This window comes from Schumannella soli, assembly GCF_006517435.1.
GTDB classification, from domain to species: Bacteria; Actinomycetota; Actinomycetes; order Actinomycetales; family Microbacteriaceae; genus Schumannella; species Schumannella soli.
In genome coordinates this window covers 1,212,253-1,235,275 of the sequence record NZ_VHQG01000002.1, presented here as the reverse complement: position 1 = coordinate 1,235,275, position 23,023 = coordinate 1,212,253, and the positions used below count along the sequence as shown (strand labels likewise).

Annotated in this window: 23 protein-coding genes; 17 read left to right on the top strand and 6 right to left on the bottom strand. The window is 69.7% G+C overall.

The window, feature by feature from the left end; translation table 11 throughout:
- Positions 1-229: 229 nt before the first annotated feature.
- The 9 genes from FJ657_RS17220 to FJ657_RS11395 all read left to right on the top strand — a co-directional run bounded on the left by FJ657_RS17220 (position 230) and on the right by FJ657_RS11395 (position 10,263).
- The gene (locus tag FJ657_RS17220; RefSeq protein ID WP_255447276.1) at positions 230-901 is read left to right on the top strand and encodes a cell division protein FtsQ/DivIB; all 672 of its coding nucleotides are present in this window, start codon (positions 230-232) and stop codon (positions 899-901) included.
- Between the two features lie 226 nt (positions 902-1,127).
- Positions 1,128-2,309, top strand: coding sequence for a cell division protein FtsZ (ftsZ, locus tag FJ657_RS11430; protein ID WP_141163736.1), 1,182 nt, complete (start codon positions 1,128-1,130; stop codon positions 2,307-2,309).
- Between the two features lie 3 nt (positions 2,310-2,312).
- Positions 2,313-3,020, top strand: a complete 708-nt coding sequence (locus FJ657_RS11425) for a YggS family pyridoxal phosphate-dependent enzyme (protein WP_141163735.1) — start codon at positions 2,313-2,315, stop codon at positions 3,018-3,020.
- Positions 3,021-3,052: 32 nt separating this feature from the next.
- A complete protein-coding gene (locus FJ657_RS11420; protein ID WP_141163734.1) occupies positions 3,053-3,511 on the top strand; it encodes a cell division protein SepF in 459 nt (152 codons plus the stop codon).
- A gap of 275 nt (positions 3,512-3,786) precedes the next feature.
- A complete protein-coding gene (locus FJ657_RS11415) occupies positions 3,787-4,638 on the top strand; it encodes a DivIVA domain-containing protein (RefSeq protein ID WP_141163733.1) in 852 nt (283 codons plus the stop codon).
- Positions 4,622-5,230 (top strand): signal peptidase II, encoded by a 609-nt coding sequence (gene lspA, locus FJ657_RS11410; protein WP_255447275.1) that lies wholly within the window; start codon positions 4,622-4,624, stop codon positions 5,228-5,230. Before FJ657_RS11415 ends, lspA begins: the two co-directional genes overlap by 17 nt.
- Positions 5,227-6,150: an RluA family pseudouridine synthase gene (locus FJ657_RS11405; RefSeq protein ID WP_141163732.1), complete on the top strand. Its 924-nt coding sequence runs from the start codon at positions 5,227-5,229 to the stop codon at positions 6,148-6,150. Before lspA ends, FJ657_RS11405 begins: the two co-directional genes overlap by 4 nt.
- Before the next feature lie 137 nt (positions 6,151-6,287).
- Positions 6,288-9,749 (top strand): DNA polymerase III subunit alpha, encoded by a 3,462-nt coding sequence (gene dnaE, locus FJ657_RS11400; protein WP_439653945.1) that lies wholly within the window; start codon positions 6,288-6,290, stop codon positions 9,747-9,749.
- A gap of 37 nt (positions 9,750-9,786) precedes the next feature.
- Entirely contained in the window at positions 9,787-10,263 is a 477-nt protein-coding gene (locus FJ657_RS11395; RefSeq protein WP_255447274.1) for a GNAT family N-acetyltransferase, read from the top strand.
- Between the two features lie 12 nt (positions 10,264-10,275).
- Here the strand turns inward: FJ657_RS11395 and FJ657_RS11390 are convergent, their stop codons facing one another.
- Together FJ657_RS11390 and FJ657_RS11385 are read right to left on the bottom strand one after the other, a co-directional pair.
- The gene (locus FJ657_RS11390; RefSeq protein ID WP_141163730.1) at positions 10,276-10,635 is read right to left on the bottom strand and encodes a nuclear transport factor 2 family protein; all 360 of its coding nucleotides are present in this window, start codon (positions 10,633-10,635) and stop codon (positions 10,276-10,278) included.
- Positions 10,636-10,684: 49 nt separating this feature from the next.
- Positions 10,685-11,209 (bottom strand): flavin reductase family protein, encoded by a 525-nt coding sequence (locus tag FJ657_RS11385; protein WP_255447273.1) that lies wholly within the window; start codon positions 11,207-11,209, stop codon positions 10,685-10,687.
- Between the two features lie 54 nt (positions 11,210-11,263).
- Between FJ657_RS11385 and nrdR the strand changes: the two genes are divergently transcribed.
- Entirely contained in the window at positions 11,264-11,746 is a 483-nt protein-coding gene (nrdR, locus tag FJ657_RS11380; RefSeq protein ID WP_141163728.1) for a transcriptional regulator NrdR, read from the top strand.
- A gap of 4 nt (positions 11,747-11,750) precedes the next feature.
- On the top strand, positions 11,751-12,788 hold the full coding sequence (locus tag FJ657_RS11375; RefSeq protein ID WP_141163727.1) for a quinone-dependent dihydroorotate dehydrogenase: 1,038 nt from the start codon (positions 11,751-11,753) through the stop codon (positions 12,786-12,788).
- 85 nt (positions 12,789-12,873) lie between these two features.
- On the opposite strand, the gene FJ657_RS11370 is transcribed toward FJ657_RS11375, so the two are convergent.
- On the bottom strand, positions 12,874-13,473 hold the full coding sequence (locus tag FJ657_RS11370; RefSeq protein WP_141163726.1) for a DUF3043 domain-containing protein: 600 nt from the start codon (positions 13,471-13,473) through the stop codon (positions 12,874-12,876).
- A gap of 71 nt (positions 13,474-13,544) precedes the next feature.
- Between FJ657_RS11370 and FJ657_RS11365 the strand changes: the two genes are divergently transcribed.
- The 6 genes from FJ657_RS11365 to FJ657_RS11340 all read left to right on the top strand — a co-directional run bounded on the left by FJ657_RS11365 (position 13,545) and on the right by FJ657_RS11340 (position 19,090).
- Positions 13,545-14,960, top strand: a complete 1,416-nt coding sequence (locus tag FJ657_RS11365) for a dipeptidase (protein WP_141163725.1) — start codon at positions 13,545-13,547, stop codon at positions 14,958-14,960.
- A 102-nt stretch (positions 14,961-15,062) separates the two neighbouring features.
- Positions 15,063-15,434 carry an iron-sulfur cluster insertion protein ErpA gene (erpA, locus tag FJ657_RS11360; protein ID WP_141163724.1) on the top strand — a complete coding sequence of 124 codons (372 nt, stop codon included), beginning with the start codon at positions 15,063-15,065 and terminating at the stop codon, positions 15,432-15,434.
- A 119-nt stretch (positions 15,435-15,553) separates the two neighbouring features.
- On the top strand, positions 15,554-16,426 hold the full coding sequence (gene ctaC / locus FJ657_RS11355; protein WP_141163723.1) for an aa3-type cytochrome oxidase subunit II: 873 nt from the start codon (positions 15,554-15,556) through the stop codon (positions 16,424-16,426).
- 4 nt (positions 16,427-16,430) lie between these two features.
- Positions 16,431-18,188 carry an aa3-type cytochrome oxidase subunit I gene (gene ctaD / locus FJ657_RS11350; protein WP_141163722.1) on the top strand — a complete coding sequence of 586 codons (1,758 nt, stop codon included), beginning with the start codon at positions 16,431-16,433 and terminating at the stop codon, positions 18,186-18,188.
- Between the two features lie 3 nt (positions 18,189-18,191).
- Entirely contained in the window at positions 18,192-18,665 is a 474-nt protein-coding gene (gene ctaF / locus FJ657_RS11345; protein WP_141163721.1) for an aa3-type cytochrome oxidase subunit IV, read from the top strand.
- Positions 18,665-19,090 carry a GNAT family N-acetyltransferase gene (locus tag FJ657_RS11340; protein ID WP_141163720.1) on the top strand — a complete coding sequence of 142 codons (426 nt, stop codon included), beginning with the start codon at positions 18,665-18,667 and terminating at the stop codon, positions 19,088-19,090. The genes ctaF and FJ657_RS11340 overlap by 1 nt, the downstream gene beginning before the upstream one ends.
- A gap of 130 nt (positions 19,091-19,220) precedes the next feature.
- On the opposite strand, the gene FJ657_RS11335 is transcribed toward FJ657_RS11340, so the two are convergent.
- From FJ657_RS11335 to qcrA, 3 genes are all read right to left on the bottom strand, one after another.
- Positions 19,221-20,183, bottom strand: coding sequence for an alpha/beta fold hydrolase (locus tag FJ657_RS11335; protein WP_141163719.1), 963 nt, complete (start codon positions 20,181-20,183; stop codon positions 19,221-19,223).
- A gap of 124 nt (positions 20,184-20,307) precedes the next feature.
- Complete coding sequence (gene qcrB, locus FJ657_RS11330; RefSeq protein ID WP_141163718.1) at positions 20,308-21,927, bottom strand: cytochrome bc1 complex cytochrome b subunit; 1,620 nt, start codon at positions 21,925-21,927, stop codon at positions 20,308-20,310.
- Positions 21,927-22,997, bottom strand: coding sequence for a cytochrome bc1 complex Rieske iron-sulfur subunit (qcrA, locus tag FJ657_RS11325; protein ID WP_141163717.1), 1,071 nt, complete (start codon positions 22,995-22,997; stop codon positions 21,927-21,929). The genes qcrB and qcrA overlap by 1 nt, the downstream gene beginning before the upstream one ends.
- Between the last annotated feature and the right edge of the window lie 26 nt (positions 22,998-23,023).

The window sequence follows — 23,023 nt, the reverse complement described above, 5'->3', positions numbered from 1 at the left end:
CGCCGAGCCGACCTCCGTTCCGGCAGGGCGCCCGTCACGCGGCCCGGCTCCCGCGCGCCCGGAGCGCGCACCCCGCGCGCCGCGTCCCGAACCCGACCGCGAAACCGCCCGGGCTGCCGAGCGCGAACGCGCGGCGAAGGCGGAGGTCCGCTCGGCCGCGCGCGCCCGTCGTCGCGAGGAGCGTCGCGAGGTCCGGCGCTTCACCCGGCGCGCACGGCACCGTCGCATCGTGCTGATCGCGACGAGCTCGGTCGTGCTCGCGATGATCGCGATCGTGCTGGCCGCGGTCTTCTCGCCGCTGTTGGCGCTCAAGACGATCACCGTCGACGGAACGTCGCGACTCGATGCGGCGCAGCTGAAGGATGCGGTCGACGGCCAGATGGGAACCCCGCTCGCGCTGCTCGACACCGCCCGCATCGAGAAGCAGCTGAGCGGCTTCTCGCTGATCCGCAGCTACTCGACGACGATCGTGCCGCCGCACACGCTGCAGATTCACATCGTCGAGCGCGTTCCGGTCGGGGTGCTGCAGAAGAAGGACGGCTTCGAGCTCGTCGATCCGGCGGGCGTCACGGTCGAGAAGAGCGATGCGCGGCCGCAGGGCGTGCCGCTCATCCAGCTCGCCGCCTCGGACGACGCGAAGAGCGCGGCCTTCCGCTCGATGGCCGACGTGCTGCTGGCCATGCCCGAGGCGCAGCGCGCGCAGGTCGACTCCATCACGGCGCGCACGCGCGATGACGTCACGCTGACTCTGATCGGCGGCGCCCAGAAGGTGGTCTGGGGCGGCTCCGACGACTCGGCCCGCAAGGCGCAGGTGCTGCAGGCGCTGCTCGGCGTCAACGGCGGCGCGGCCGGGACGTACGACGTCTCTGCGCCCGGCAGCGCGGTCTTCCGCGCGGGCTGAGCGACCAGCTCGACCTCGCTGAGCGACGCCGTCAGCCGTGCTCGAACACGAGCGGATCTCGCTGTCGAGAGCCTCGCGCGGGCTCGGCGACATGACTTCGCGCGACACGCCCCGCGGGTCGAGGTCGTGCTCGGGATCGCGCCCTACCGTGATCACTGAGATTCGACAGATGAGGAAAGCTTAAGCTTCAAGTTGAGGTTTAAGGTTTCCCTCGAAGGGGCCGGCCGTGACGTCAAACCAGAACTACCTCGCCGTGATCAAGGTCGTCGGCATCGGCGGAGGCGGCGTCAACGCCGTCAACCGCATGATCGAGCTCGGACTCCGCGGAGTCGAGTTCATCGCGATCAACACCGACGCCCAGGCGCTGCTCATGAGCGACGCCGACGTCAAGCTCGACGTCGGCCGCGAGCTGACCCGCGGACTCGGCGCCGGAGCCGACCCCGAGGTCGGCCGCCGCGCGGCGGAGGACCACGCCGAGGAAATCGAGGAGGCGCTGGCCGGTGCCGACATGGTCTTCGTGACCGCGGGAGAGGGCGGCGGCACCGGAACGGGCGGCGCGCCCGTCGTGGCCCGCATCGCCAAGTCGATCGGCGCGCTCACCATCGGCGTCGTCACGAAGCCCTTCGGCTTCGAGGGCAAGCGCCGCCAGGCCCAGGCGGAGCAGGGCGTCGCGACGCTCAAGGACGAGGTCGACACCCTCATCGTCGTGCCCAACGACCGTCTGCTCGAGATCAGCGACCGCGGCATCTCGATGCTCGAGGCCTTCAGCACCGCCGACCAGGTGCTGCTCGCCGGTGTGCAGGGCATCACGGATCTCATCACCACCCCGGGTCTCATCAACCTCGACTTCGCCGACGTCAAGAGCGTCATGCAGGGGGCCGGCTCCGCCCTCATGGGCATCGGCGCGAGCCGCGGCGCCGACCGCGCGATCAAGGCCGCCGAGCTCGCCGTCGCCAGTCCGCTGCTCGAAGCCTCGATCGACGGCGCGCACGGCGTGCTGCTCTCGATCCAGGGCGGATCGAACCTCGGCATCTTCGAGATCAACGACGCGGCCCGCCTCGTGCAGGAGGCCGTGCACCCCGAGGCGAACATCATCTTCGGCGCCGTCATCGACGACACCCTCGGCGACGAGGTGCGCGTCACCGTCATCGCCGCGGGCTTCGACGGCGGCGAACCCTCGCCGCGTGCCTTCGACCGCGACGAGGCCGCCGCGGCGCTGCCCGGGGCGACCCCGCCGGCCGCGGCCAGCACTGCGGAGCGCCTCGCCGCCGCACCCGCTCCGTCGCCGGAGTCGGCCGGCGGCAGCAACTGGGCCGCGCGCGAGAGCGAGCAGCCGGCTGTGGCGCCCGCCGCCGACCGCGACTTCGATGACGACGACGAGATCGACGTCCCCGACTTCCTCAAGTAAGCCGTGAGCGAGCTCGCCGACCGCCTGGCCGCGACCGACGCCCGCATCGCCGAGGCGGCGCGCGCGGCCGGGCGCGACCCCGGCGAGCTCACGCGCATCGTCGTGACGAAGTTCCATGCGGCGTCGCTCGTGCGCGAGCTCGCCGATCTGGGCGTTCGCGATGTCGGCGAGAGCCGGCATCAGGAGGCCGGGCCCAAAGCCGCCGAGCTAGCCGCCCTCGACCTGCGCTGGCACTTCATCGGCCAGCTGCAGAGCAAGAAGGCCCGGCAGGTGCGCGAGTACGCGCGCGTCATCCACTCGCTCGACCGCGACTCGGTGGTGGATGCGCTCGGCCGCGCGGCCGACGGCGCCCCACCGGTCGATGTCTTCCTGCAGGTCGACCTCGATCCCGACGCCGACGCCGCCGCGGAGGCGGGGGAGGCCGGACGCGGAGGAGCGGCGCCGAGCCGGGTGCCGCGCCTGGCCGAGCGCATCCTCGCCACGGCCGGGCTGAACCTGGTCGGCGTCATGGCGGTCGCCCCGCTCGGCGCCGAGCCGCGTCCCGCCTTCGCGCGCCTGCGCGAGGTCTCGACCGCGCTGCGCGAGCTCGCCCCGGGCGCGACGGCCATCTCCGCCGGCATGTCGGGCGACTACGCCGACGCCGTGCTCGAAGGCGCGACACACCTTCGCATCGGCACGGCAATCACGGGGAATCGCCCTCCCCGCGGTTAATCTCGACGAGAACCACGATCCCGGAGGACGAAATGGCGAACCCGCTGCGCAAGACCATGGTCTATCTCGGTCTGGCCGACGAGGAGTACGACGAGCCTGAGGCCCCCCAGCAGCCTGTCGCGCCGGCCCCCGCCGCTGCCGCGCCGACCCGTGCCCCCGTGACGCCGCTGCGTCGCCCGACCCCCGCGCGTGCGGCAGCGCCGAGCGACATGAACGAGATCCTCACGGTTCACCCCCGCCAGTACAAGGACGCCCGCGTCATCGCCGAGAGCTTCCGCGAGGGCATCCCGGTGATCATCAACCTCAGCCAGATGAGCGACGGCGACGCCCGCCGACTCATCGACTTCGCCAGCGGCCTCTCGCAGGGCCTGCAGGGCACGATCGAGCGCGTCACCAGCAAGGTCTTCTTGCTCTCGCCGCAGCACGTCGCGGTGAGCGGCGAGCAGAGCGAGTCGGAGTCCGACGTCGAGGCCGGCTTCTTCGCACACTGAGCCTCGGCTCCCGAGACCCCCGGCGCCGCGAGGCGCGCATGCCCTCGCATCCCCCCGGATGCGAGGGCATCGTCGTGTCCGGGCGTGCCGCGCGCTCGCCCGCGGCGGCCGGCGTGCGATGGGCTCCGCTCCGGGCTGCGGGACGACAGGCCCGGCACGGAGGTCGTCGTCACGATCGCGCGCGGTAGGGTTGTCGTCAGCGCGCGATACCCGACCGGCATGCCTGGCTCAGATCGCGCCGTTCCGCAGGCCTTGAGAGAGTGTGAGGTATCGCCATGGCGCTGTCACCGGAAGACGTGGTCAACAAGCGATTCAACCCGACCAAGTTCCGCGAGGGCTACGACCAGGACGAGGTCGATGACTTCCTCGACGAGGTCGTCGTCGAGCTGCGTCGGCTGAACCAGGAGAACGAGGAGCTGCGCCAGCGCCTCGTGGCCGGCGAGGCCCGCATCAACGAGCTGCAGCGCAGCGGCGGCAGCGCCGCCCCGGCCGCCGCCGCCCCCGAGCCGGAGCCGGTCGCGGCCGCCGAGCCCGAGCCGACGCCGGAGCCCGTCGCCGCGGCACCGGCCGCCGCCGAGGCCACGACCTTCGCACCGACGCCGGTCGCCGTGCCCGAGCCCGACCACGTCTCCGACACCACGTCGACGAACAACCTGCTGCAGCTCGCCCGCCGCCTGCACGACGACCACGTGCGCGAGGGCGTCGAGAAGCGCGACGCCCTCATCGCCGAGGGCCATGCCACGGCCGCCCGCGTCGTCTCCGACGCGCAGGAGCAGCAGCGTCAGCTCGTCGCCGAGGGCGAGGAGACCAAGCGCCAGACCATCGCCGACGCCGACGAGAAGAAGCGCACCACCCTCGGCCAGCTCGAGACGCAGAAGGCCGAGCTCGAGACCGAGCGCGCCGGCATCCAGAGCGAGATCGAGCAGCTGCGCAGCTTCGAGTCGGAGTACCGCGCCCAGCTCAAGAGCTACATCCAGGGCCAGCTGAGCGAGCTCGAGAGCTCCAGCTCGCTCGCTCCCGAGTCGAGCGACACCGTCGGCGCCAGCACGCCGGCCGCCGTGCCCTCGTTCGTCGCCGCCCCGGTGACCGAGAGCGCCGAGCGCAGCGGCTTTGCCCGCGGAGAGTGACGATCTCGCGACGCCGCGTCCCGTTCGCGGGCGCGGCGTCGCGGCGATCGCGCTCATCGTCGTCGTCGCCGGGATCGTCTACGGCCTTGACCAGCTGACCAAGGCGCTCATCGTCCAGAACCTGGTCGAGGGTTCGACGCAGCAGCTCCTGGGCGACCTCCTCCAGCTGCACTTCGTGCGCAACCCCGGTGCCGCCTTCTCGCTCGCGACCGGGATGACGTGGATCTTCTCGATCGCCGCGGTCGCCGTCGTCGGCTTCGTCGTCTGGTATGCACGCCGCATCCGCTCGCTGCTCTGGGCCGTGGTCTTCGGGCTCGTGCTCGCAGGCGCGCTCGGCAACCTGACCGATCGGCTGTTCCGTGAGCCGGGCTTCGCGCGCGGGCACGTGGTCGACTTCATCCAGGTCTGGGGCTTCCCGGCGATCTTCAACATCGCCGACGTCGGCATCACGGTCGGCATGGCGCTGTTCGTGCTGCTCGTGCTGCGCGGGGTCGGGCTCGACGGCTCGCGCCGCGTGACGGAGTCGAGCGTCGACGCGACGACGGCCACCGCTCCCGACACCGCCCCCGACGACGGAGCGACCCGCCCGTGACCGAGAGCCGCAGCCTGCCCGTGCCCGACGGCCTGGCGGGGGAGCGCGCCGACGCCGCCCTCGCCCGTCTGCTCGGCTTCTCGCGCAGCTTCGCCGTCGAGGTGCTCGAGGCCGGCGGGGCGACCCTCGACGGCCGCGAGCTCGGCAAGAGCGACCGCCTGCACGCCGACGGCTGGCTCGAGGTGAGCTGGACGCCGAAGTCGGGTCCGACGATCGTGCCCCAGCTCGTGCCCGGATTCGAGATCGTCTACGACGACGACGACCTGGTCGTGATCGACAAGCCCGTCGGCGTCGCCGCGCACCCGGCGAGCGGCTGGGACGGCCCGACCGTGCTCGGCGCCCTGGCCGGCGCGGGCTTCCGCATCGCGACCTCCGGCGCCGCCGAGCGCGCCGGCATCGTGCACCGGCTCGATGTGGGCACGAGCGGGCTCATGGTCGTGGCGAAGAGCGAGCACGCCTACTCGGGCCTGAAGCGCGCCTTCCACGACCGCACGGTCGACAAGATCTACCACGCGGTCGTGCAGGGCCATCCCGACCCCTTCACCGGCACGATCGACGCGCCGATCGGGCGTCATCCCGGCTCCTCGTGGAAGTTCGCGGTCACGGCCGAGGGCAAGCCGAGCGTCACGCACTACGAGACCCTCGAGGCGATGCGCCGGGCGACCCTGCTCGAGATCCATCTCGAGACCGGGCGCACGCACCAGATCCGCGTGCACATGGCCGCCCAGCGGCACCCCTGCGTCGGCGACACGCTCTACGGCGCCGACCCGACGCTCTCGGCGCGACTCGGGCTCGAGCGGCAGTGGCTGCACGCCATGAAGCTCGGGTTCGTGCACCCCGCGACCGGCGAGTACGTGCTCTTCGAGAGCGCCTATCCGGCCGATCTGGAACACGCGCTCGAGACCCTGCGCGCTGACTGAGGTCGCGCCTATCCTCTGACTACGCAGAGCCCGCCGACGATGCGACGGGCCCTCGTCTCACCACCATCTCTGACGGAAGCGAGCCCGTGGCCTCGAGCGATTCCTTCGTCCACCTGCACGTGCACAGCGAGTACTCGATGCTCGACGGCGCGGCGCGCATCGGCGACCTGGTGAGCGCGGTCGCCGAGCAGGGGATGCCGGCGGTCGCGGTCACCGACCACGGCAACACCTTCGGCGCCTTCGACTTCTGGAAGCAGGCGACCGCCGCGGGCGTGAACCCGATCATCGGCACCGAGGCCTACCTCACCCCGCGCACGCACCGCAGCGACAAGACCCGGGTGCGCTGGGGCGACGGCGGCGGGGATGACGTCTCGGGCTCGGGCGCCTACACGCACATGACGCTGCTGGCCGAGAACACGACCGGCATGCACAACCTCTTCCGCCTGTCGTCGAAGGCGTCGCTCGAGGGCTACTACTTCAAGCCGCGCATGGACCGCGAGCTGCTCGAGACCTACCACGAGGGCATCATCGCCACGACGGGATGCCCGTCGGGCGAGGTGCAGACCCGTCTGCGGCTCGGCCAGTACGACGAGGCCGTGAAGGCTGCCGCCGAGTTCCGCGACATCTTCGGCAAGGAGAACTTCTTCGCCGAGATCATGGATCACGGCCTCGGCATCGAGAAGCGGATCATGAACGACCTGATCCGTCTCGCCAAGGATCTCGGCATCCCCATGGTCGCCACCAACGACCTGCACTACACGCACGCGCACGACGCGACCTCGCACGCGGCCCTGCTCTGCGTGCAGTCGGGGTCGACCCTCGACGACCCGAACCGCTTCAAGTTCGACGCCGACGAGTTCTACCTCAAGACGCCGCAGCAGATGCGCCAGCTCTTCCGCGATCTGCCGGAGGCGTGCGACAACACGCTCGCGATCGCCGAGCGCTGCAAGGTCGAGTTCAACACCTCCGCGAACTACATGCCGCGCTACCCCGTGCCTGAGGGGGAGAGCGAGGAGAGCTGGTTCGTCAAGGAGGTCGAGAAGGGCCTCGACTACCGCTACCCGGGCGGCATCCCCGACGAGGTGCGCAAGCAGGCCGACTACGAGGTCGGCGTCATCACCCAGATGGGCTTCCCCGGCTACTTCCTCGTCGTCGCCGACTTCATCAACTGGTCGAAGGACAACGGCATCCGCGTCGGACCGGGCCGTGGCTCGGGCGCCGGCTCGATGGCCGCCTACGCGATGAAGATCACCGACCTCGACCCGCTTCGGCACGGCCTGATCTTCGAGCGCTTCCTCAACCCCGACCGCGTCTCGATGCCCGACTTCGATGTGGACTTCGACGAGCGTCGGCGCGGTGAGGTCATCAAGTACGTCACCGAGAAGTACGGCTCGGAGCGCGTCGCGCAGATCGTCACCTACGGCACGATCAAGAGCAAGCAGGCGCTCAAGGACTCCAGCCGCGTGCTCGGCTTCCCCTTCGGCATGGGCGAGAAGCTCACGAAGGCGATGCCGGCGCCGATCATGGCGAAGGACATCCCGCTCGCCGGCATCATCGACCCCAAGCACGAGCGCTACAAGGAGGCGGCCGACTTCCGCGCCGTCATCGACAGCGACCCGGATGCAAAGAAGGTCTTCGAGACGGCCCTCGGCCTCGAGGGGCTGAAGCGCCAGTGGGGCGTGCACGCGGCCGGCGTGATCATGTCGTCCGACCCGCTCATCGACATCATCCCGATCATGAAGCGGGAGCAGGACGGCCAGATCGTCACCCAGTTCGACTACCCCGCCGCGGAGTCGCTGGGACTGATCAAGATGGACTTCCTGGGGCTGCGCAACCTCACGATCATCGACGACGCCCTCGACAACATCGAGTCGAACCGCGGATTCCGCCCGGTGCTCGAGGACCTCGACTTCGACGACCGCGACGCCTACGACCTGCTGGCGCGCGGCGACTCGCTGGGCGTGTTCCAGCTCGACGGCGGCCCCATGCGCTCGCTCATGCGCATGATGAAGCCCGACAACTTCGAAGACATCTCGGCCCTCATCGCGCTCTATCGCCCCGGCCCCATGGGCGCGAACTCGCACATCAACTACGCCCTGCGCAAGAACGGCCAGCAGGCGATCACGCCGATCCACCCGGAGCTGGCGGAGCCGCTGCGCGAGACCCTGGAGACCAGCTACGGCCTGATCATCTACCAGGAGCAGGTCATGGCGATCGCGCAGAAGGTCGCCGGGTTCTCGCTCGGTCAGGCCGACATCCTGCGCCGCGCCATGGGCAAGAAGAAGAAGTCCGAGCTCGACAAGCAGTACGAGGGCTTCCGCAAGGGCATGAACGACAACGGCTTCTCGGATGCCGCGGTCGCGACGCTCTGGGAGATCCTGCTCCCGTTCTCCGACTACGCCTTCAACAAGGCCCACTCGGCCGCCTACGGCGTGCTCAGCTACTGGACCGCGTACCTCAAGGCGCACTATCCGGCCGAGTACATGGCCGCGCTGCTGACGAGTGTCGGCGATGCGCGCGACAAGCTCGCGCTCTACCTCAACGAGTGCCGCCGCATGGGCATCACGGTGCTCGCGCCCGACGTGAACGAGTCGATCAACTTCTTCTCGGCGGTGGGCGAGGACATCCGCTTCGGTCTCGGCGCGGTGCGCAACGTGGGCTCGAACGTCGTCGAGCACGTCCGGCAGGCGCGCGAGGAGAAGGGGCGGTTCACGTCGTTCCACGACTACCTGCGCAAGGTGCCGCTGCAGGCGACGAACAAGCGCACGGTCGAGTCGCTCATCAAGGCGGGCGCCTTCGACTCGCTCGGCGCGACCCGGCGCTCGCTCGTCGAGATCCACGAGGAGGCCGTCGAGGCCTCGGTCGCGGTGAAGCGCAACGAGGCGAACGGTCAGGTCGGCTTCGATTTCGACAGCCTGTGGGATGAGCCGGACGCGGTCGACCACGTGCCCGAGCGCCCGGAGTGGTCGAAGCGCGACAAGCTCGCCTTCGAGCGCGACATGCTCGGCCTCTACGTCAGCGACCACCCGCTGGCCGGCCTCGAGATCCTGCTCGCCAAGCACGCGCAGATGGGCATCGCCGACCTGCTCGCGAGCGAGACGATCGGCGACGGCGAGATCGTCACCGTCGCGGGTCTGCTCACGGGCGTGCAGCACCGCATCGCGCGCAACTCGGGCAACCCCTATGGCATCGTCGAGCTCGAGGACTTCGGCGGCGAGATCAGCATCATGTTCCTGGGCAAGACGTACCAGGAGTTCTCCCCGGCTCTGACGAGCGACTCGGTCGTCGTGATCCGCGGCCGCGTGAGCATGCGCGACGACGGCAAGAGCCTGCACGCGCAGAGCATGTTCACGCCCGATCTCGGTGCGTCGCTCGGCTCGGGCCCGCTCGTGATCTCGATGCAGGAGCACCGCGCGACGACCGAGGTGGTCACGCGGCTCAACGATGTGCTGATCCGGCACGCCGGCGACAACGAGGTGCGGCTGCGGCTCGTGCGCGGCGATCTGGCGCGGATGTTCGAGGTGCCGTTCCCGGTGTCGGTGACGGCTGACCTCTACGGCGAGCTGAAGAGCCTGCTCGGGCCGAACTGCGTGGTGTGAGGCTCCGCTGTCTGCTCCGATCGATGTCGATGCACCCGTGACCGTGCTGCTGCGGCCCTACGGTCCGGCCGATGCCGAGATGACGCTCGCGGTCTTCCTGGCCGCGATCACGTGCACGGCATCCGCCGACTACACGCCGGAGCAGATCGCCGCGTGGGCGGCGCCCGAGCAGCGCTCCGTCATCGACTGGGATGCCGCGCGGCGCCGCTCCGACACGATCGTCGCCATCGTCGGCGGCAGCGTCGTGGGCTTCACCGACGTCGACGACAGCGGGTACATCGACATGCTGTTCGTGCATCCCGACCACGGCGGCCGCGGCGTGGCCTCGGCGCTGCTCGCCGAGGTGGCCGACCGGGCGCGCGCCCGGGGAGCTGCGGAGCTCAGCAGCAGCGTCAGCGTGACGGCGCGACCGTTCTTCGCGGCGCGCGGCTTCGAAGTGATCACCGAGCAGCGCCCGGTGCGGCACGGTGTCGAGCTCGTGAACTACCGGATGCACAAGCCGCTCGGGGAGTGAACCCCGCCGGGATCAGATCAGCGTGCCCTGGTGGAACTCGGCGGCCCAGCGGCCGTCGACCCGGCGCCAGATCGTGGTGCGCCGCGAGGTGCGCCCGGCATCCTGCACGAGCTGGTAGGTCGCGAGCCACAGCCCGTCGGCGAGCTCGCGGGCGGCGAAGTCGCTGACCTCCCAGTTCGCGTCGTTCGGCGTCTCGCCGCGCTCGGCCAGGGCGTCGATCACGGCCTCGCGCGAGTAGATCGCGCCCGAGGCGCCGATCTCCCAGAACTCCTCCGCGACCAGCTCGCTCACCTGTTCACGCGCGGAGCCGGCCGGCACGACGTGGAACAGCGGCTCGAGGGCGCGCAGCTCGGCGGTGATCTGATCGGTCATCGGGACCTCCTGGATGGGGCGGTGCGGGGGACGGGCCGACGCGACGGCGTCAGGCGGGGATCGACGGTGTGAAGTAGGCGCGCTCGTGGTAGACGATCGCGTCGTCCGGCCCGCCGAGTCCGCCGTCTTCGATCTGCACGACCACCACGGCGCCGCCGGCGACGTGGTGGCGCTCGACGACGCGCGCCAGCATCCAGGCCGGCACGTTCTTCAGCAGCGGCAGGCCGTGCGGTCCGGGCGCCCAGTGGTCGCCCTCGAAGCGCTTCTCCTGCGGGCCGGAGAGGATGCCCGCGACCTCGCGGTTGGCCGCTCCCAGCAGGTGGATGATGACGTGCTCGGCCGCGTCGACGGCCGGCCAGGTGCTCGCGGTGCGGGCCATGTTGAACGTCGCCAGCGGCGGCACCGCGGCGAGCGAGGCGAGCGAGGTGGCCGTGAACCCGCGCGGCCGTCCCTCGGGATCGAGGGTCGTGATCACCGAGACGCCGGCGGCGAGGCGCCGGAACGCGATCTTGAACGCGGAGACGTCGTCGACGATGCGCTCGGCGGGGGAGGGGGCGGGGACTGCTTCGGGCACGTGCCCCATCCTCGCGCACGCGAGGGGCCCCGCGCCGGATACCCTGGTGCCGCCATGTACTGCCCTTTCTGCCGCCACCCCGACAGCCGCGTGATCGACTCGCGCACGAGCGATGACGGCACCAGCATCCGGCGCCGTCGCCAGTGCCCGGAGTGCGGGCGCCGCTTCTCGACGACCGAGACCGCGAGCCTCAGCGTGATCAAGCGCTCGGGCGTCGTCGAGCCCTTCAGCCGCGAGAAGGTCGTGCTCGGCGTGCGCAAGGCCTGCCAGGGTCGCCCGGTGACCGACGCCGACCTCTCGCTGCTGGCGCAGAAGGTCGAGGAGACGATCCGCTCGAGCGGCGCCTCGCAGATCGAGGCGAACGACATCGGCCTGGCGATCCTGGCGCCGCTGCGCGAGCTCGACGAGGTCGCCTACCTCCGCTTCGCGAGCGTCTACCAGGCCTTCGACTCCCTCGACGACTTCGAGTCGGCGATCACGACCCTGCGTGAGGAGCACGGCGACGGCGCCGGCTCGACCGCGGCGAAGCTCGACTGAGCGCATGTACCCCACGCTCTTCCGCCTCGTGCTGTCCCGCCTCGACCCCGAGGACGCCCACCACCTCGCCTTCGTCGTGATCCGCGCGCTCGGCGCCCCCGTGCTCCGCTCGATCGCCCGCGCCGTGACGAAGCCGCCGGCCGGGCAGCAGGTCGAGGCCCTCGGTCTGCGCTTCGACTCGCCTTTCGGTGTCGCCGCCGGCTTCGACAAGGAGGCGCGCGGTGTGCTCGGACTCGGCGCGCTCGGCTTCGGGCACGTCGAGATCGGCACGGTCACGGCGATCGCGCAGCCCGGCAACCCGCGCCCGCGACTGTTCCGGCTCATCCCCGACCGCGCCGTCATCAATCGCATGGGCTTCAACAACGCGGGTGCGGAGGCGATCCGGCCGCGACTCGAGAAGCTGCGCCGCGTGCCCGGCCGCCCGGTCATCGGCGTCAACATCGGCAAGAGCCGCGTCGTCGATGTGGATGCCGCCACCGACGACTACCTGACGAGCACCCGCCTGCTCGCGCCGCTCGCCGACTACCTCGTGGTCAACGTCAGCTCGCCGAACACGCCCGGCCTGCGCGGACTGCAGGAGGTCGAGGTGCTCGAGCCGCTGCTCGCGGCCGTGCGCGACGCGGCCGAGGCGACGCCGGTGCTGGTCAAGATCGCGCCCGACGTCGACGACGAGCAGGCCACGGGGATCGCGGCGCTCGTCGTGCGGCTCGGCCTGCCCGGCATCATCGCGACGAACACGACCCTGTCGCGGGCGAAGCTGCGCACCTCGAGCTCGGTCGTCGAGGCGGCCGGCGCCGGCGGCCTCTCCGGAGCCCCGCTGCGCGCGCGCTCGCTCGAGCTGCTGAAGCTGCTGCGCGGCGAGCTGCCGCGCGAGATCTGCATCATCTCGGTCGGCGGCGTCGAGACGGCCGCCGAGGTGCAGGAACGACTGGATGCGGGAGCCGACCTCGTGCAGGGCTACACCGGATTCCTCTACCGCGGCCCGCTCTGGGCTCGGCAGATCAGCCGGGGTCTCGCCCGCCTGCGTTCGAGCGCGAGCTGAGTCGCGCATCCCCGCCCCGAGCAGCAGAGAGCCCCGGCCCGCATCAGCGGACCGGGGCTCTCGCGTTCGCTCGAGCGAGCGGTGATCAGTCGATCGCCTGGCCGATCTTCACCTGCGGCTTCGGCATGCGCAGCATGCGGAACTGCAGGGCGCGGATCGAGGCGTAGAGGCCGATGCGCTCCGCCTTGTCGCCGAAGCGCTCGCGCAGGCGGCGCTTGAGCAGCTGCGTCATGATCACGCAGTCGATGATCGCCAGCACGAGGAAGCCCCACACGGCGTAGAGCGACCAGGCCGAGAACTCCTGCGGGATCGCCGGGATGAAGCTCGGCAGGAAGCTCACGATGATCACGAGGAACATGAGCGGCAGCACCAGCTCGCCGATGCTGAAGCGCGAGTCGACGTAGTCGCGGATGTACTTCTTCTGCGGCCCGCGCTCGCGCACCGGCAGGTACTTCTCGTCGCCGGCGGCCAGGCCGACGCGGGCCTTCTCGCGCTCGGCGGCCTGCTTGTCGCGGTTCGCGCGCGCCGCCTCCTTGCGGTCGTTCGGAACCAGCGGACGCAGGCGCTCGGCCTCGCGCTGGGCGCGCGTCGGGGTCGCCTTGCCCTTCTTGGCGTCGAGCTTCGGGTCGAGCTCGAGCGGCGTCTCAGCCGCCGGCTGCTCGGTGTTGCGGGGAGTCCTGGCCACGGTGCGGTCCTCGGTCGAAAGGGTGGATGCGCCGGAGCGGATGCTCGACGGCGACGCTTAAGATTACCCGCATGTCCTCCAGCGATCCCGTGAGCCCGTCGTCTACCACCCCGAACGCCGAGCGGATCGCCGAATCGGTCCACGCCGCCCTGCCGGCGTCGATCGCCGAGCTCTCGCGTCTGGCCCGCATCCCCTCGATCGCGTGGGAGGGCTTCGACCACGCCGAGGTGCGCCGCAGCGCCGAGGCGATCGCCGAGCTCGTGCGCGAGCTCGGCGTCTTCGAGTCGGTGTCGATCGAGCAGTCGGCGATCCCCGGAACCGATCAGCTCGGCCAGCCCGCCGTGCTCGCCACGCGCGCCGCCCGCAACGGCCGTCCGACGATCCTGCTCTACGCCCACCACGACGTGCAGCCGGTCGGCGACGAGTCGCTGTGGGAGTCGGCGCCCTTCGAGCCGACCACCCGCGACGGCCGTCTCTACGGCCGCGGCACCGCCGACGACAAGGCCGGCATCGCCTCGCATCTCGCCGCGATCCGCGCGCTCGTCGACGCCCGCGGCGATGACTTCGACCTCGGCATCGTGCTGTTCTTCGAGGGCGAGGAGGAATTCGGCTCCCGCTCCTTCGAGCAGTTCCTCGCCGACCACCAGGAGCAGCTCGCGGCCGACGTCATCGTCGTCGCCGACTCGGGCAACTGGTCGACCGAGATCCCGGCGCTCACGGTGGGCCTGCGCGGCAACGTCCGCGTGCAGGTGAAGGTCACGACCCTCGAGCACGCGTCGCACTCCGGCATGTTCGGGGGAGCGGTGCCGGATGCGATGCTCGCCGCCGTGCGCCTGCTGAACACGCTGTGGGCCGAGGACGGATCGGTCGCGGTCGCCGGCATGACCACGCGCGAGGCCGAGACGCCCGCCTACGACGAGGCGCAGCTGCGCAGCGAGACCGGCCTGCTGCCCGAGGCGCAGCCGATCGGCAACGGCACGATCCTGAGCCGGCTGTGGGACAAGCCGACCGTGACGATCACCGGCGTCGACGCGCCCAGCATCAAGAACGCCTCGAACACGCTCATCCCGACCGTGACCTTCCAGCTGTCGGCGCGCGTCGCCCCCGGCCAGACCGGGCAGCAGGCGTGGGAGGCGCTGCGCGAGCACCTGCTCGCCCACGCGCCGTTCGGGGCCCGCGTCGAGTTCGCCGACGTCGACCTGGGCGATCCCTTCCTCGTCGACACCTCCGGCTGGGCCGCCGCCGAGGCCCTCGACACGATGCGCGAGGGATGGGGCGCCGAGCCGGTCGAGATGGGCGCGGGCGGATCCATCCCTTTCGTCGCCTCGCTCGTCGAGCGCTTCCCCGGCGCGCAGATCCTCATCACCGGCGTCGAGGACCCCGACTCGCGCGCCCACAGCCCGAACGAGTCGCTCGACCTCGGCTCGTTCCACCGCGCGATCCTCTCCGAGGCGCTGCTGCTCTCGCGGCTCGACGCCCGCGGCTGAGCCGGCGCGACACTCCCGACTCCGCGACGCCCCCGTCCTCGTCCCCGTGACGGGGGCGGCACGCATCCTGCGCCGGGCAGACCCGCGACGTACACTGTCCGCATGTCTGACACGACCCTCACCGCCCCGCAGACCGACGAGGTCGTGCCCACCGGCGTCAAGCTGACCGACACCGCCGCGACCAAGGTGCGCAGCCTGCTCGACCAGGAGGGCCGCGACGACCTGCGTCTGCGCATCGCGGTCCAGCCCGGCGGATGCTCCGGCCTCATCTACCAGCTCTACTTCGACGAGCGCGTGCTCGACGGCGACCTGGTCAAGGAGTTCGGCGACGTCGAGCTCGTCGTCGACAAGATGAGCGAGCCCTACCTCGACGGCGCCTCGATCGACTTCGAGGACACCATCCAGAAGCAGGGCTTCACGATCGACAACCCCAACGCGCAGGGCTCGTGCGCGTGTGGAGATTCCTTCCACTGAACCGCGACCGGGCATTTCCCGGCACGACACGTCCTCGAAGGGCGCCGACGCGAAGTCGGCGCCCTTTCGCGGTTATAGACTCGCTCTGTAACACCCGCTATTCCACCGAGAGGTTCGCCGTGCGCTCACAACGCCGCAGTCGTCTGGCCCGCTGGGCCATCCTCCCCATCGGCGTCGCGGTCACCGCGATCCTGGCCGGCTGCACCGACGCACAGCTGCGCGGATTCCTTCCCCCGGCCGAGGGTGTGACGAACCACACCGACCGTGTCATCGGTCTCTGGACCACCTCGTGGATCGTGCTGCTGATCGTCGGCATCATCACCTGGGGCCTCATCATCTGGGCCGCCGTGGCGTACCGCCGCCGCAAGGGCCAGACCGGCCTCCCGGTGCAGCTGCGCTACAACATGCCGGTCGAGATCTTCTACACGATCGTGCCGCTGATCCTCGTGCTCGGCTTCTTCGCCTTCACCGCGCGCGACCAGGCCGAGATCGAGAAGAAGGTCGACCCCGACTACAAGATCACGGTCTACGGCAAGCGCTGGGCCTGGGACTTCCAGTACGACACGTCGAACACGTACAAGCAGTCGATCCAGACGCAGGTCGACAGCAAGGGCGAGATCATCGAGGACTCGATCCCGACGCTCTACCTGCCGGTCGACAAGAAGATCGAGATCGACATCAAGTCGCGCGATGTCATCCACTCGTTCTGGGTGATCGAGTTCCTCTACAAGAAGGACATGATCCCGGCGAAGACGAACCACATGTACTTCACGCCGCTCAAGGAGGGCGTGTACCAGGGCAAGTGCGCCGAGCTCTGCGGCGAATACCACTCGCTCATGCTGTTCAAGGTCGCCGTCGTCTCGCAGGATGAGTACGACGCGCAGATGAAGAAGCTCGAGGACGCCGGCAACACGGGTCCGATCGGCGAGGACCTGAACGCCAACACGAACCTGCCGGGCAACGGCACGAGCACCACCAGCGTGGAGGGCTGAGACCATGACCACCACCGCGACTCCTCCGAGCACGACGACCGCCCCGACGGGCGGCAGCGCGCAGATCGGCAACCGCCGCGAGATCCTGCGTGAGCGCAAGGGCAACGTCATCGTCAAGTGGCTCACCACCACCGACCACAAGACGATCGGGTACCTCTACCTGATCACGTCGTTCCTGTTCTTCCTCATCGGCGGCGTGATGGCTCTGGTCATCCGCGCTGAGCTGTTCACGCCGGGCCTCGACCTGCTGTCGACCCGCGAGCAGTACAACCAGCTCTTCACGATGCACGGCACGATCATGCTGCTGATGTTCGCGACCCCGCTGTTCTCGGGCTTCGCGAACGTGGCGATGCCGTTGCAGATCGGGGCTCCCGACGTGGCGTTCCCGCGTCTGAACGCCTTCGCCTACTGGCTCTACCTCTTCGGCTCGATCATCGCCGTCGGTGGGTTCTTCACCCCGCAGGGCGCCGCGAGCTTCGGCTGGTTCGCCTACACGCCGCTCTCGTCGACGACGTTCTCACCCGGCTACGGCGGCAACCTCTGGGTCTTCGGCCTCGCCATGACCGGTTTCGGCACGATCCTCGGCGCGGTGAACTTCATCACGACGATCATCACGATGCGCGCGCCCGGCATGACCATGTTCCGCATGCCGATCTTCACCTGGAACGTGCTCGTCACGTCGATCCTGGTGCTGCTCGCCTTCCCGGTGCTCGCCGCCGGCCTCTTCGCCCTCGGCGCCGACCGGGTGTTCGAAGCGCACCTGCTCGATCCAGCCAACGGCGGCGCCATACTCTGGCAGCACCTGTTCTGGTTCTTCGGCCACCCCGAGGTCTACATCATCGCGTTGCCGTTCTTCGGCATCGTCTCCGAGGTCTTCCCGGTCTTCAGCCGCAAGCCGATCTTCGGCTACAAGACCCTCATCTACGCCACGATCGCGATCGCGGCCCTGTCGGTCACCGTGTGGGCGCACCACATGTACGTCACCGGCTCGGTCCTGCTGCCGTTCTTCGCCCTGCTGACCATGCTGATCGCGGTGCCGACCGGCATCAAGATCTTCAACTGGATCGGCACCATGTGGCGCGGCTCGGTCACCTTCGAGACCCCGATGCTGTGGGCGATCGGCTTCCTGATCACCTTCACCTTCGGTGGTCTGACCGGCGTCATCCTCGCGTCGCCGCCGCTCGACTTCGCGCTCTCCGACAGCTACTTCGTCGTCGCGCACTTCCACTACGTCGTCTTCGGCACCGTCGTGTTCGCCATGTTCAGCGGCTTCTACTTCTGGTGGCCGAAATGGACCGGCAAGATGCTCAACGAGCGCCTCGGCAAGATCCACTTCTGGCTGCTGTTCATCGGCTTCCACACCACGTTCCTCATCCAGCACTGGCTGGGCGTCATGAACATGCCGCGTCGTTACGCGCAGTACCGCGCCGAAGACAACATCACATGGATGAACCAGCTGTCGACCGTGGGTGCGATCATCCTCGGCATCTCGCTGCTGCCGTTCCTCTACAACGTCTACATCACGGCCCGCAAGGCGCCGAAGGTGACCGTCGACGACCCGTGGGGCTACTCGCGGTCGCTCGAGTGGGCGACGTCGTGCCCGCCGCCGCGCCACAACTTCACGTCGATCCCGCGCATCCGCTCGGAGTCCCCGGCGTTCGACCTGCACCACCCCGAGGCCGGCATCCCGATCGGCATCGGACCCGCCAAGGATGCGCCGGAGGCGCCCGTGCTCGACGTCGCGAAAGGAGAGGTGAAGTAAGCCATGAAGGTCAATGCGAACCTGTTCCTGCTTCTCTTCTTCTTCTTCCTGGCGGCGGATGCGGCCTACATCATCTGGCACATGATCGACTCGGCCACGATCCCGGCCGGCACCGACATCGGCGGGTTCATCTCCGCTGTCACGGGCACCGGCAAGGTCGAGTGGGTCGGCTCGGTCGGCATCGGCCTCGGCGCGATCCTGTCGTTCTTCCTGCAGTTCTACCTGCGCCTCGCGATCAAGGCCCAGGGCGGCGAGCTGCCCGAGGACCGCTCCGACGCGACGATCGACGACGGCGACGCCGAGCAGGGTCACTTCAGCCCCTGGAGCTGGTGGCCGCTCGTGCTCACCTTCGGCCTCGGTCTGATGTTCCTCGGTCTCGCGGTCGGCGTCTGGATCGCCATCATCGGCGCCCCGATCGTGCTGATCGGCGTCGTGGGCTGGCAGTTCGAGTACGTGCGCGGGAACTTCGCCCGCTGATGATCCGCGCCGCACGCCCCGACGACGCCGATGCGCTCTTCGCGCTCGTGCAGCAGCTCGGTCACGCGATCGAACCTCAGCGCTCGGCTTTCGACGCGATCTTCGCCTCGTACCTCGCGGGGGAGGAGCCCAGCGTGCTCCTGCTGCTCGCCGAGGATGACGCGGGTGCGGTGCGCGGGTACGCGTTGACCACGATCGTGCCGCTGCTGGCGACGAACGGACTCTCCGCCCAGCTGCAGGAGATCGTCGTCGACCAGGACGCGCGCGGCCTCGACTTCGGCACGCAGCTCGTCCGCGCCGTCGAGCAGGTCTGCGTCGAGCGCAAGGTGCACCAGCTGACGGTCGCCAGCCGTCGTGCCGGCGGCTTCTACGACCGCCTGGGCTACCAGCAGAACGCCGAGTACATGCGGCGCATCTTCGACTGACTTCGCGGCCACACGCTCTCGAGGGCGGCGGTTCTTCGGAACCGTCGCCCTTCGTCGTCTCCCGAGCGCGACAGGCGTCACCGTGGTGCGCACGAGACCATCTTGGGCGGCGCTCCGCGCGCCAGGACGCTCAGGGGCGGTGCAGCGTCAGGGCGTCGATCGCCGCCGATGCGAGCTCCATGCTGTCGGGCCCTCCGTGGCCCTCGTGCTCGACGACCTGGAGCCGCGCGCCCGGCCAGCGCCGTGCGAGTTCCCACGCGGTCTCCGCCGGCCCGCTGACGTCGCGACGGCCATGGATGAGCACTCCGTGCAGGTCTCCGAGTTCCGCGGCGCGCTCGAGCACGGCACGATCGCCGGCGAGGAAGCAGTCGTGGGCCCAGAAGTGCGTGACCAGGGTCGCGAAGTTGCGGCGATCGCGGGCCTCCGCGCGGTAGGGACCTGGCTGCCAGTGCGGGTCGAGTGAGATGTGGGTCGATTCCCACGTGTCCCAGCCTTCGGCGGCGCTCTCGCGCACCGCAGGGTCGGGGTCCCGCAGCGCTCCCGCGTAGCGCTCCACCGGGCGCTCACCAGCGTCGGGCGCCAGGCGGCGTCCCAGCGCGTCGAACTCCCGCCAGCGCTCGGGGAAGACGCGTCCGACGCCGTCCGTGATCCAATCGATCTCGCGCCGGCTTCCGGTGGTGATCGCCACGAGGACGAGGGCGCTCACGCGATCCGGATGCTCGAGGGCGTACGCGAGGGCGAGCGTCGAACCCCAGGAGACGCCGTGCACGAGCCAGCGCTCGACACCGAGGTGCTCGCGCAGGGCCTCGATGTCGGCGATCAGCGTGCCCGTCGTGAGCCGGTCGAGTTGCTCGAGATCGTCGATCGCCCAGGGGGTCGAGCGGCCGCAGCCGCGCTGATCAAGTCCGACGATGAGGTGCCGTGTCGGAGCGGCGCGACGTCGGTAGCCGCCGAGACCCAGTCCGCCGCCGGGGCCGCCGTGCAGGTAGAGCACGGGGACGCCGTCGACGGCGCCGCTGGTCTCCCAGTAGAGCGAGCTGCCGTCAGGTCGCGCGAGGTGTCCGACGGCGAAGGGCTCCAGCGGCGGATGCATCCCTCGAGACTAGGCCGCGAGCGGGTGGAGCGGGCCGCCCATCGCCGGACTGCCGTGCACGATGCGGCAACAGCGAAGGGGCCCGTCGTCACGTGGACGACGGGCCCCTTCGAGGCGGTTCGGCTCAGTGGTGACCGTGCGAGCTCGACTCGAGCTCCTTCTGCGTCACCGGAGCGATGCGGTCCTCGAAGAACCAGCTCGAGAGCGAGGCGCGGAGCTTCGCCCGCTGAGTGATGCGGCCGCGGGCATCCGGGCGCACCATCACGGGGTGGTACTCCTCGAAGCTCACCAGGCGCCAGCGCTCGTACTCGGAGAGCTGCTCGTGCACCTCGATGTACTCGCCACCGGGCAGACGCACGATGCGTCCCGATTCGAAGCCGTGCAGGGCGATCTCGCGGTCCTTCTTCTGCAGGGCCAGGCAGATGCGCTTGGTCACGAAGAACGCCACGATCGGCCCGAGGATCGTCACCGCCTGGATGACGTGCGTCACGCTCTCGATCGAGAGCTTGAAGTGCGTCGCGATGAGGTCCGAGCTCGCCGCCGACCACAGGCCCGCGTAGAACGTGACACCGGCGGCGCCGATGGCGGTGCGGGTCGGGGCGTTGCGCGGACGGTCGGCGATGTGGTGCTCGCGCTTGTCGTTGGTGATCCACGCCTCCACGAAGGGGTAGACGGCGACGACCGCGAGGAACACCAGCAGCACCAGGATCGGCACGAGGATGTTCAGCGACAGGGTGTACGGCCCGAGCATGAGCTCCCAGCCCGGCGGGATCAGACGCAGCGCGCCGTCCGCGAAGCCGATGTACCAGTCCGGCTGCGTGCCGGCGGAGACGGGGGAGGGGTCGTACGGTCCGTAGGCCCAGATCGGGTTGATCGTGACGGTGGCCGCGACGAGCGCGATGACGCCGAAGACGATGAAGAAGAACCCACCCGCCTTCGCGGCGAACACCGGCATGATCGGCGATCCGACCACGTTGTCGTTCGTCCGGCCGGGGCCGGCGAACTGGGTGTGCTTGTTGACGATGAGCAGCAGCATGTGCACGCCGAGCAGGGCGACGAGGATCGCCGGCAGCAGCAGGATGTGCAGCGTGTACAGGCGGCCCACGATCTGGGTGCCCGGGAACTCCCCACCGAACAGCAGGTACGAGATCCAGGTTCCGAAGAACGGGACGCCCTTGACCATGCCGTCGATGATGCGGAGGCCGTTGCCCGAGAGCAGATCATCCGGCAGCGAGTAGCCGGTGAAGCCCTCGGCCATCGCCAGCACGAAGAGCAGGAATCCGACCAGCCAGTTGACCTCGCGCGGCTTGCGGAACGCGCCCGTGAAGAACACGCGCAGCATGTGCAGGCCGATCGAGGCCACGAACAGCAGTGCAGCCCAGTGGTGGATCTGACGGATCAGGAGTCCGCCGCGCAGGTCGAAGCTGATGTTCAGCGTCGACTGCATGGCGGCCGACATCTCCAGGCCCTTGAGGGGGACGTAGGAGCCGTCGTACTCGACCTCGGCCATGGAGGCCTGGAAGAAGAACGTCAGGAACGAGCCCGAGAGCAGGATGACGACGAAGCTGTAGAGCGCGACCTCGCCGAGCATGAACGACCAGTGGTCGGGGAAGATCTTGCGGCCGAGCTCCTTAACGAGGCCCGACATGCTCGTGCGCTCATCGACGTAGTTCGCGGCCCAGCTGGTGAAGCGGGTTCCGCGAGTCGCCTGTTCGTTCGGCGCCGGTGCGGTGGTGGTGGACATCAGTGCTCACGCTCCCAGAAGCTGGGGCCGACGGGCTCGTGGAAGTCGCTCCGCGCGCGGAGGTAGCCCTCGTCGTCGACGTAGATGGGAAGCTGCGGCAGCGGGCGCTTGGCCGGTCCGAAGATCACCTCGGCTTCGCGGGTGATGTCGAACTGCGACTGGTGGCACGGGCACAGCAGGTGGTGGGTCTGCTGCTCGTACAGCGCCACAGGGCAGCCGACGTGCGTGCAGATCTTGGAGTAGGCGACGATGCCGTCGTAGCTCCAGTTCTCCTTGCCCTTCGAGACGTGGAGGTCTTCGGGCTTGAGGCGCATGAGCAGAACCGCGGCCTTGGCCTTCTCCTCGAGCTTGTGCTCGGAGTCGTTGAGGCCCTCGGGGATGACGTGGAACGCCGATCCCAGGGTGACCTCGGAGGCCTTGATGGGCGTGCCGGAGGGGTCGCGGGTCAGACGCGTGCCCTTCTTCCACATGGTGTGGCGGAGCACGTCGTTGGCGTCCTCCTTCGGCGCGAGGCCGCGGAAGAGCACGATGCCGGGGAGCGGGAACGCGACGAGGGCGCCGATCAGCGTGCCGACGATCGCCTTGCGGCGCGAGAAGCCCGACTCCTCGTTGCCGGCGGTGAAGACGGCGACCGCCTTGGCGCGGGTCTCCTCGCTGCCGCGGGTGGGGTGCCGCATCTCGACCAGGTCGTGACCGTGCATGAGCGACTTGGCCCAGTGAACCGCGCCGAAGCCGATGCCGAAGAGGCCGAGGGCGATGCCGAGGCCGATCAGCAGCGTGACGATGCGCGTCTCGGACGGGTCGATGGATCCGCGGGTGTCGAGCGGGAAGGCCACGTAGGCGGCCACGGCGCCGACGGCGCCGATGATGCCCACGACGAACCAGGCGACGACGCGGCGCTCCTGCTGCTTCTCCTTGGCGGGGTCGAGGTCGGCGACGCGCTTCCGCTCCGGCGGGAAGCCGGGGTTCTGCGGACGGTCGGTCGGCACGACGGCAGCACTGCGCGGACCCGGGTCCGTCGCGATGATCTCGACGGCGTTGCCGGTGTCGGCGCTGCCATGGTCTGCCATGAGGTTCCTCTCGCTGTGTTTCTCGC

Bases quoted from the DNA above. Each gene is read 5' to 3' on its own strand.
- FJ657_RS11335 (WP_141163719.1), bottom strand. From the start codon at position 20,183: ATGCATCCGCCGCTGGAGCCCTTCGCCGTCGGACACCTCGCGCGACCT.
- ctaD (WP_141163722.1), top strand. From the start codon at position 16,431: ATGACCACCACCGCGACTCCTCCGAGCACGACGACCGCCCCGACGGGC.
- FJ657_RS11390 (WP_141163730.1), bottom strand. From the start codon at position 10,635: ATGACCGATCAGATCACCGCCGAGCTGCGCGCCCTCGAGCCGCTGTTC.
- nrdR (WP_141163728.1), top strand. From the start codon at position 11,264: ATGTACTGCCCTTTCTGCCGCCACCCCGACAGCCGCGTGATCGACTCG.
- FJ657_RS11340 (WP_141163720.1), top strand. From the start codon at position 18,665: ATGATCCGCGCCGCACGCCCCGACGACGCCGATGCGCTCTTCGCGCTC.
- ctaF (WP_141163721.1), top strand. From the start codon at position 18,192: ATGAAGGTCAATGCGAACCTGTTCCTGCTTCTCTTCTTCTTCTTCCTG.
- qcrB (WP_141163718.1), bottom strand. From the start codon at position 21,927: ATGTCCACCACCACCGCACCGGCGCCGAACGAACAGGCGACTCGCGGA.
- qcrA (WP_141163717.1), bottom strand. From the start codon at position 22,997: ATGGCAGACCATGGCAGCGCCGACACCGGCAACGCCGTCGAGATCATC.
- FJ657_RS11415 (WP_141163733.1), top strand. From the start codon at position 3,787: ATGGCGCTGTCACCGGAAGACGTGGTCAACAAGCGATTCAACCCGACC.
- dnaE (WP_439653945.1), top strand. From the start codon at position 6,288: ATGCTCGACGGCGCGGCGCGCATCGGCGACCTGGTGAGCGCGGTCGCC.
- FJ657_RS11420 (WP_141163734.1), top strand. From the start codon at position 3,053: ATGGCGAACCCGCTGCGCAAGACCATGGTCTATCTCGGTCTGGCCGAC.
- FJ657_RS11375 (WP_141163727.1), top strand. From the start codon at position 11,751: ATGTACCCCACGCTCTTCCGCCTCGTGCTGTCCCGCCTCGACCCCGAG.
- erpA (WP_141163724.1), top strand. From the start codon at position 15,063: ATGTCTGACACGACCCTCACCGCCCCGCAGACCGACGAGGTCGTGCCC.
- FJ657_RS11365 (WP_141163725.1), top strand. From the start codon at position 13,545: ATGTCCTCCAGCGATCCCGTGAGCCCGTCGTCTACCACCCCGAACGCC.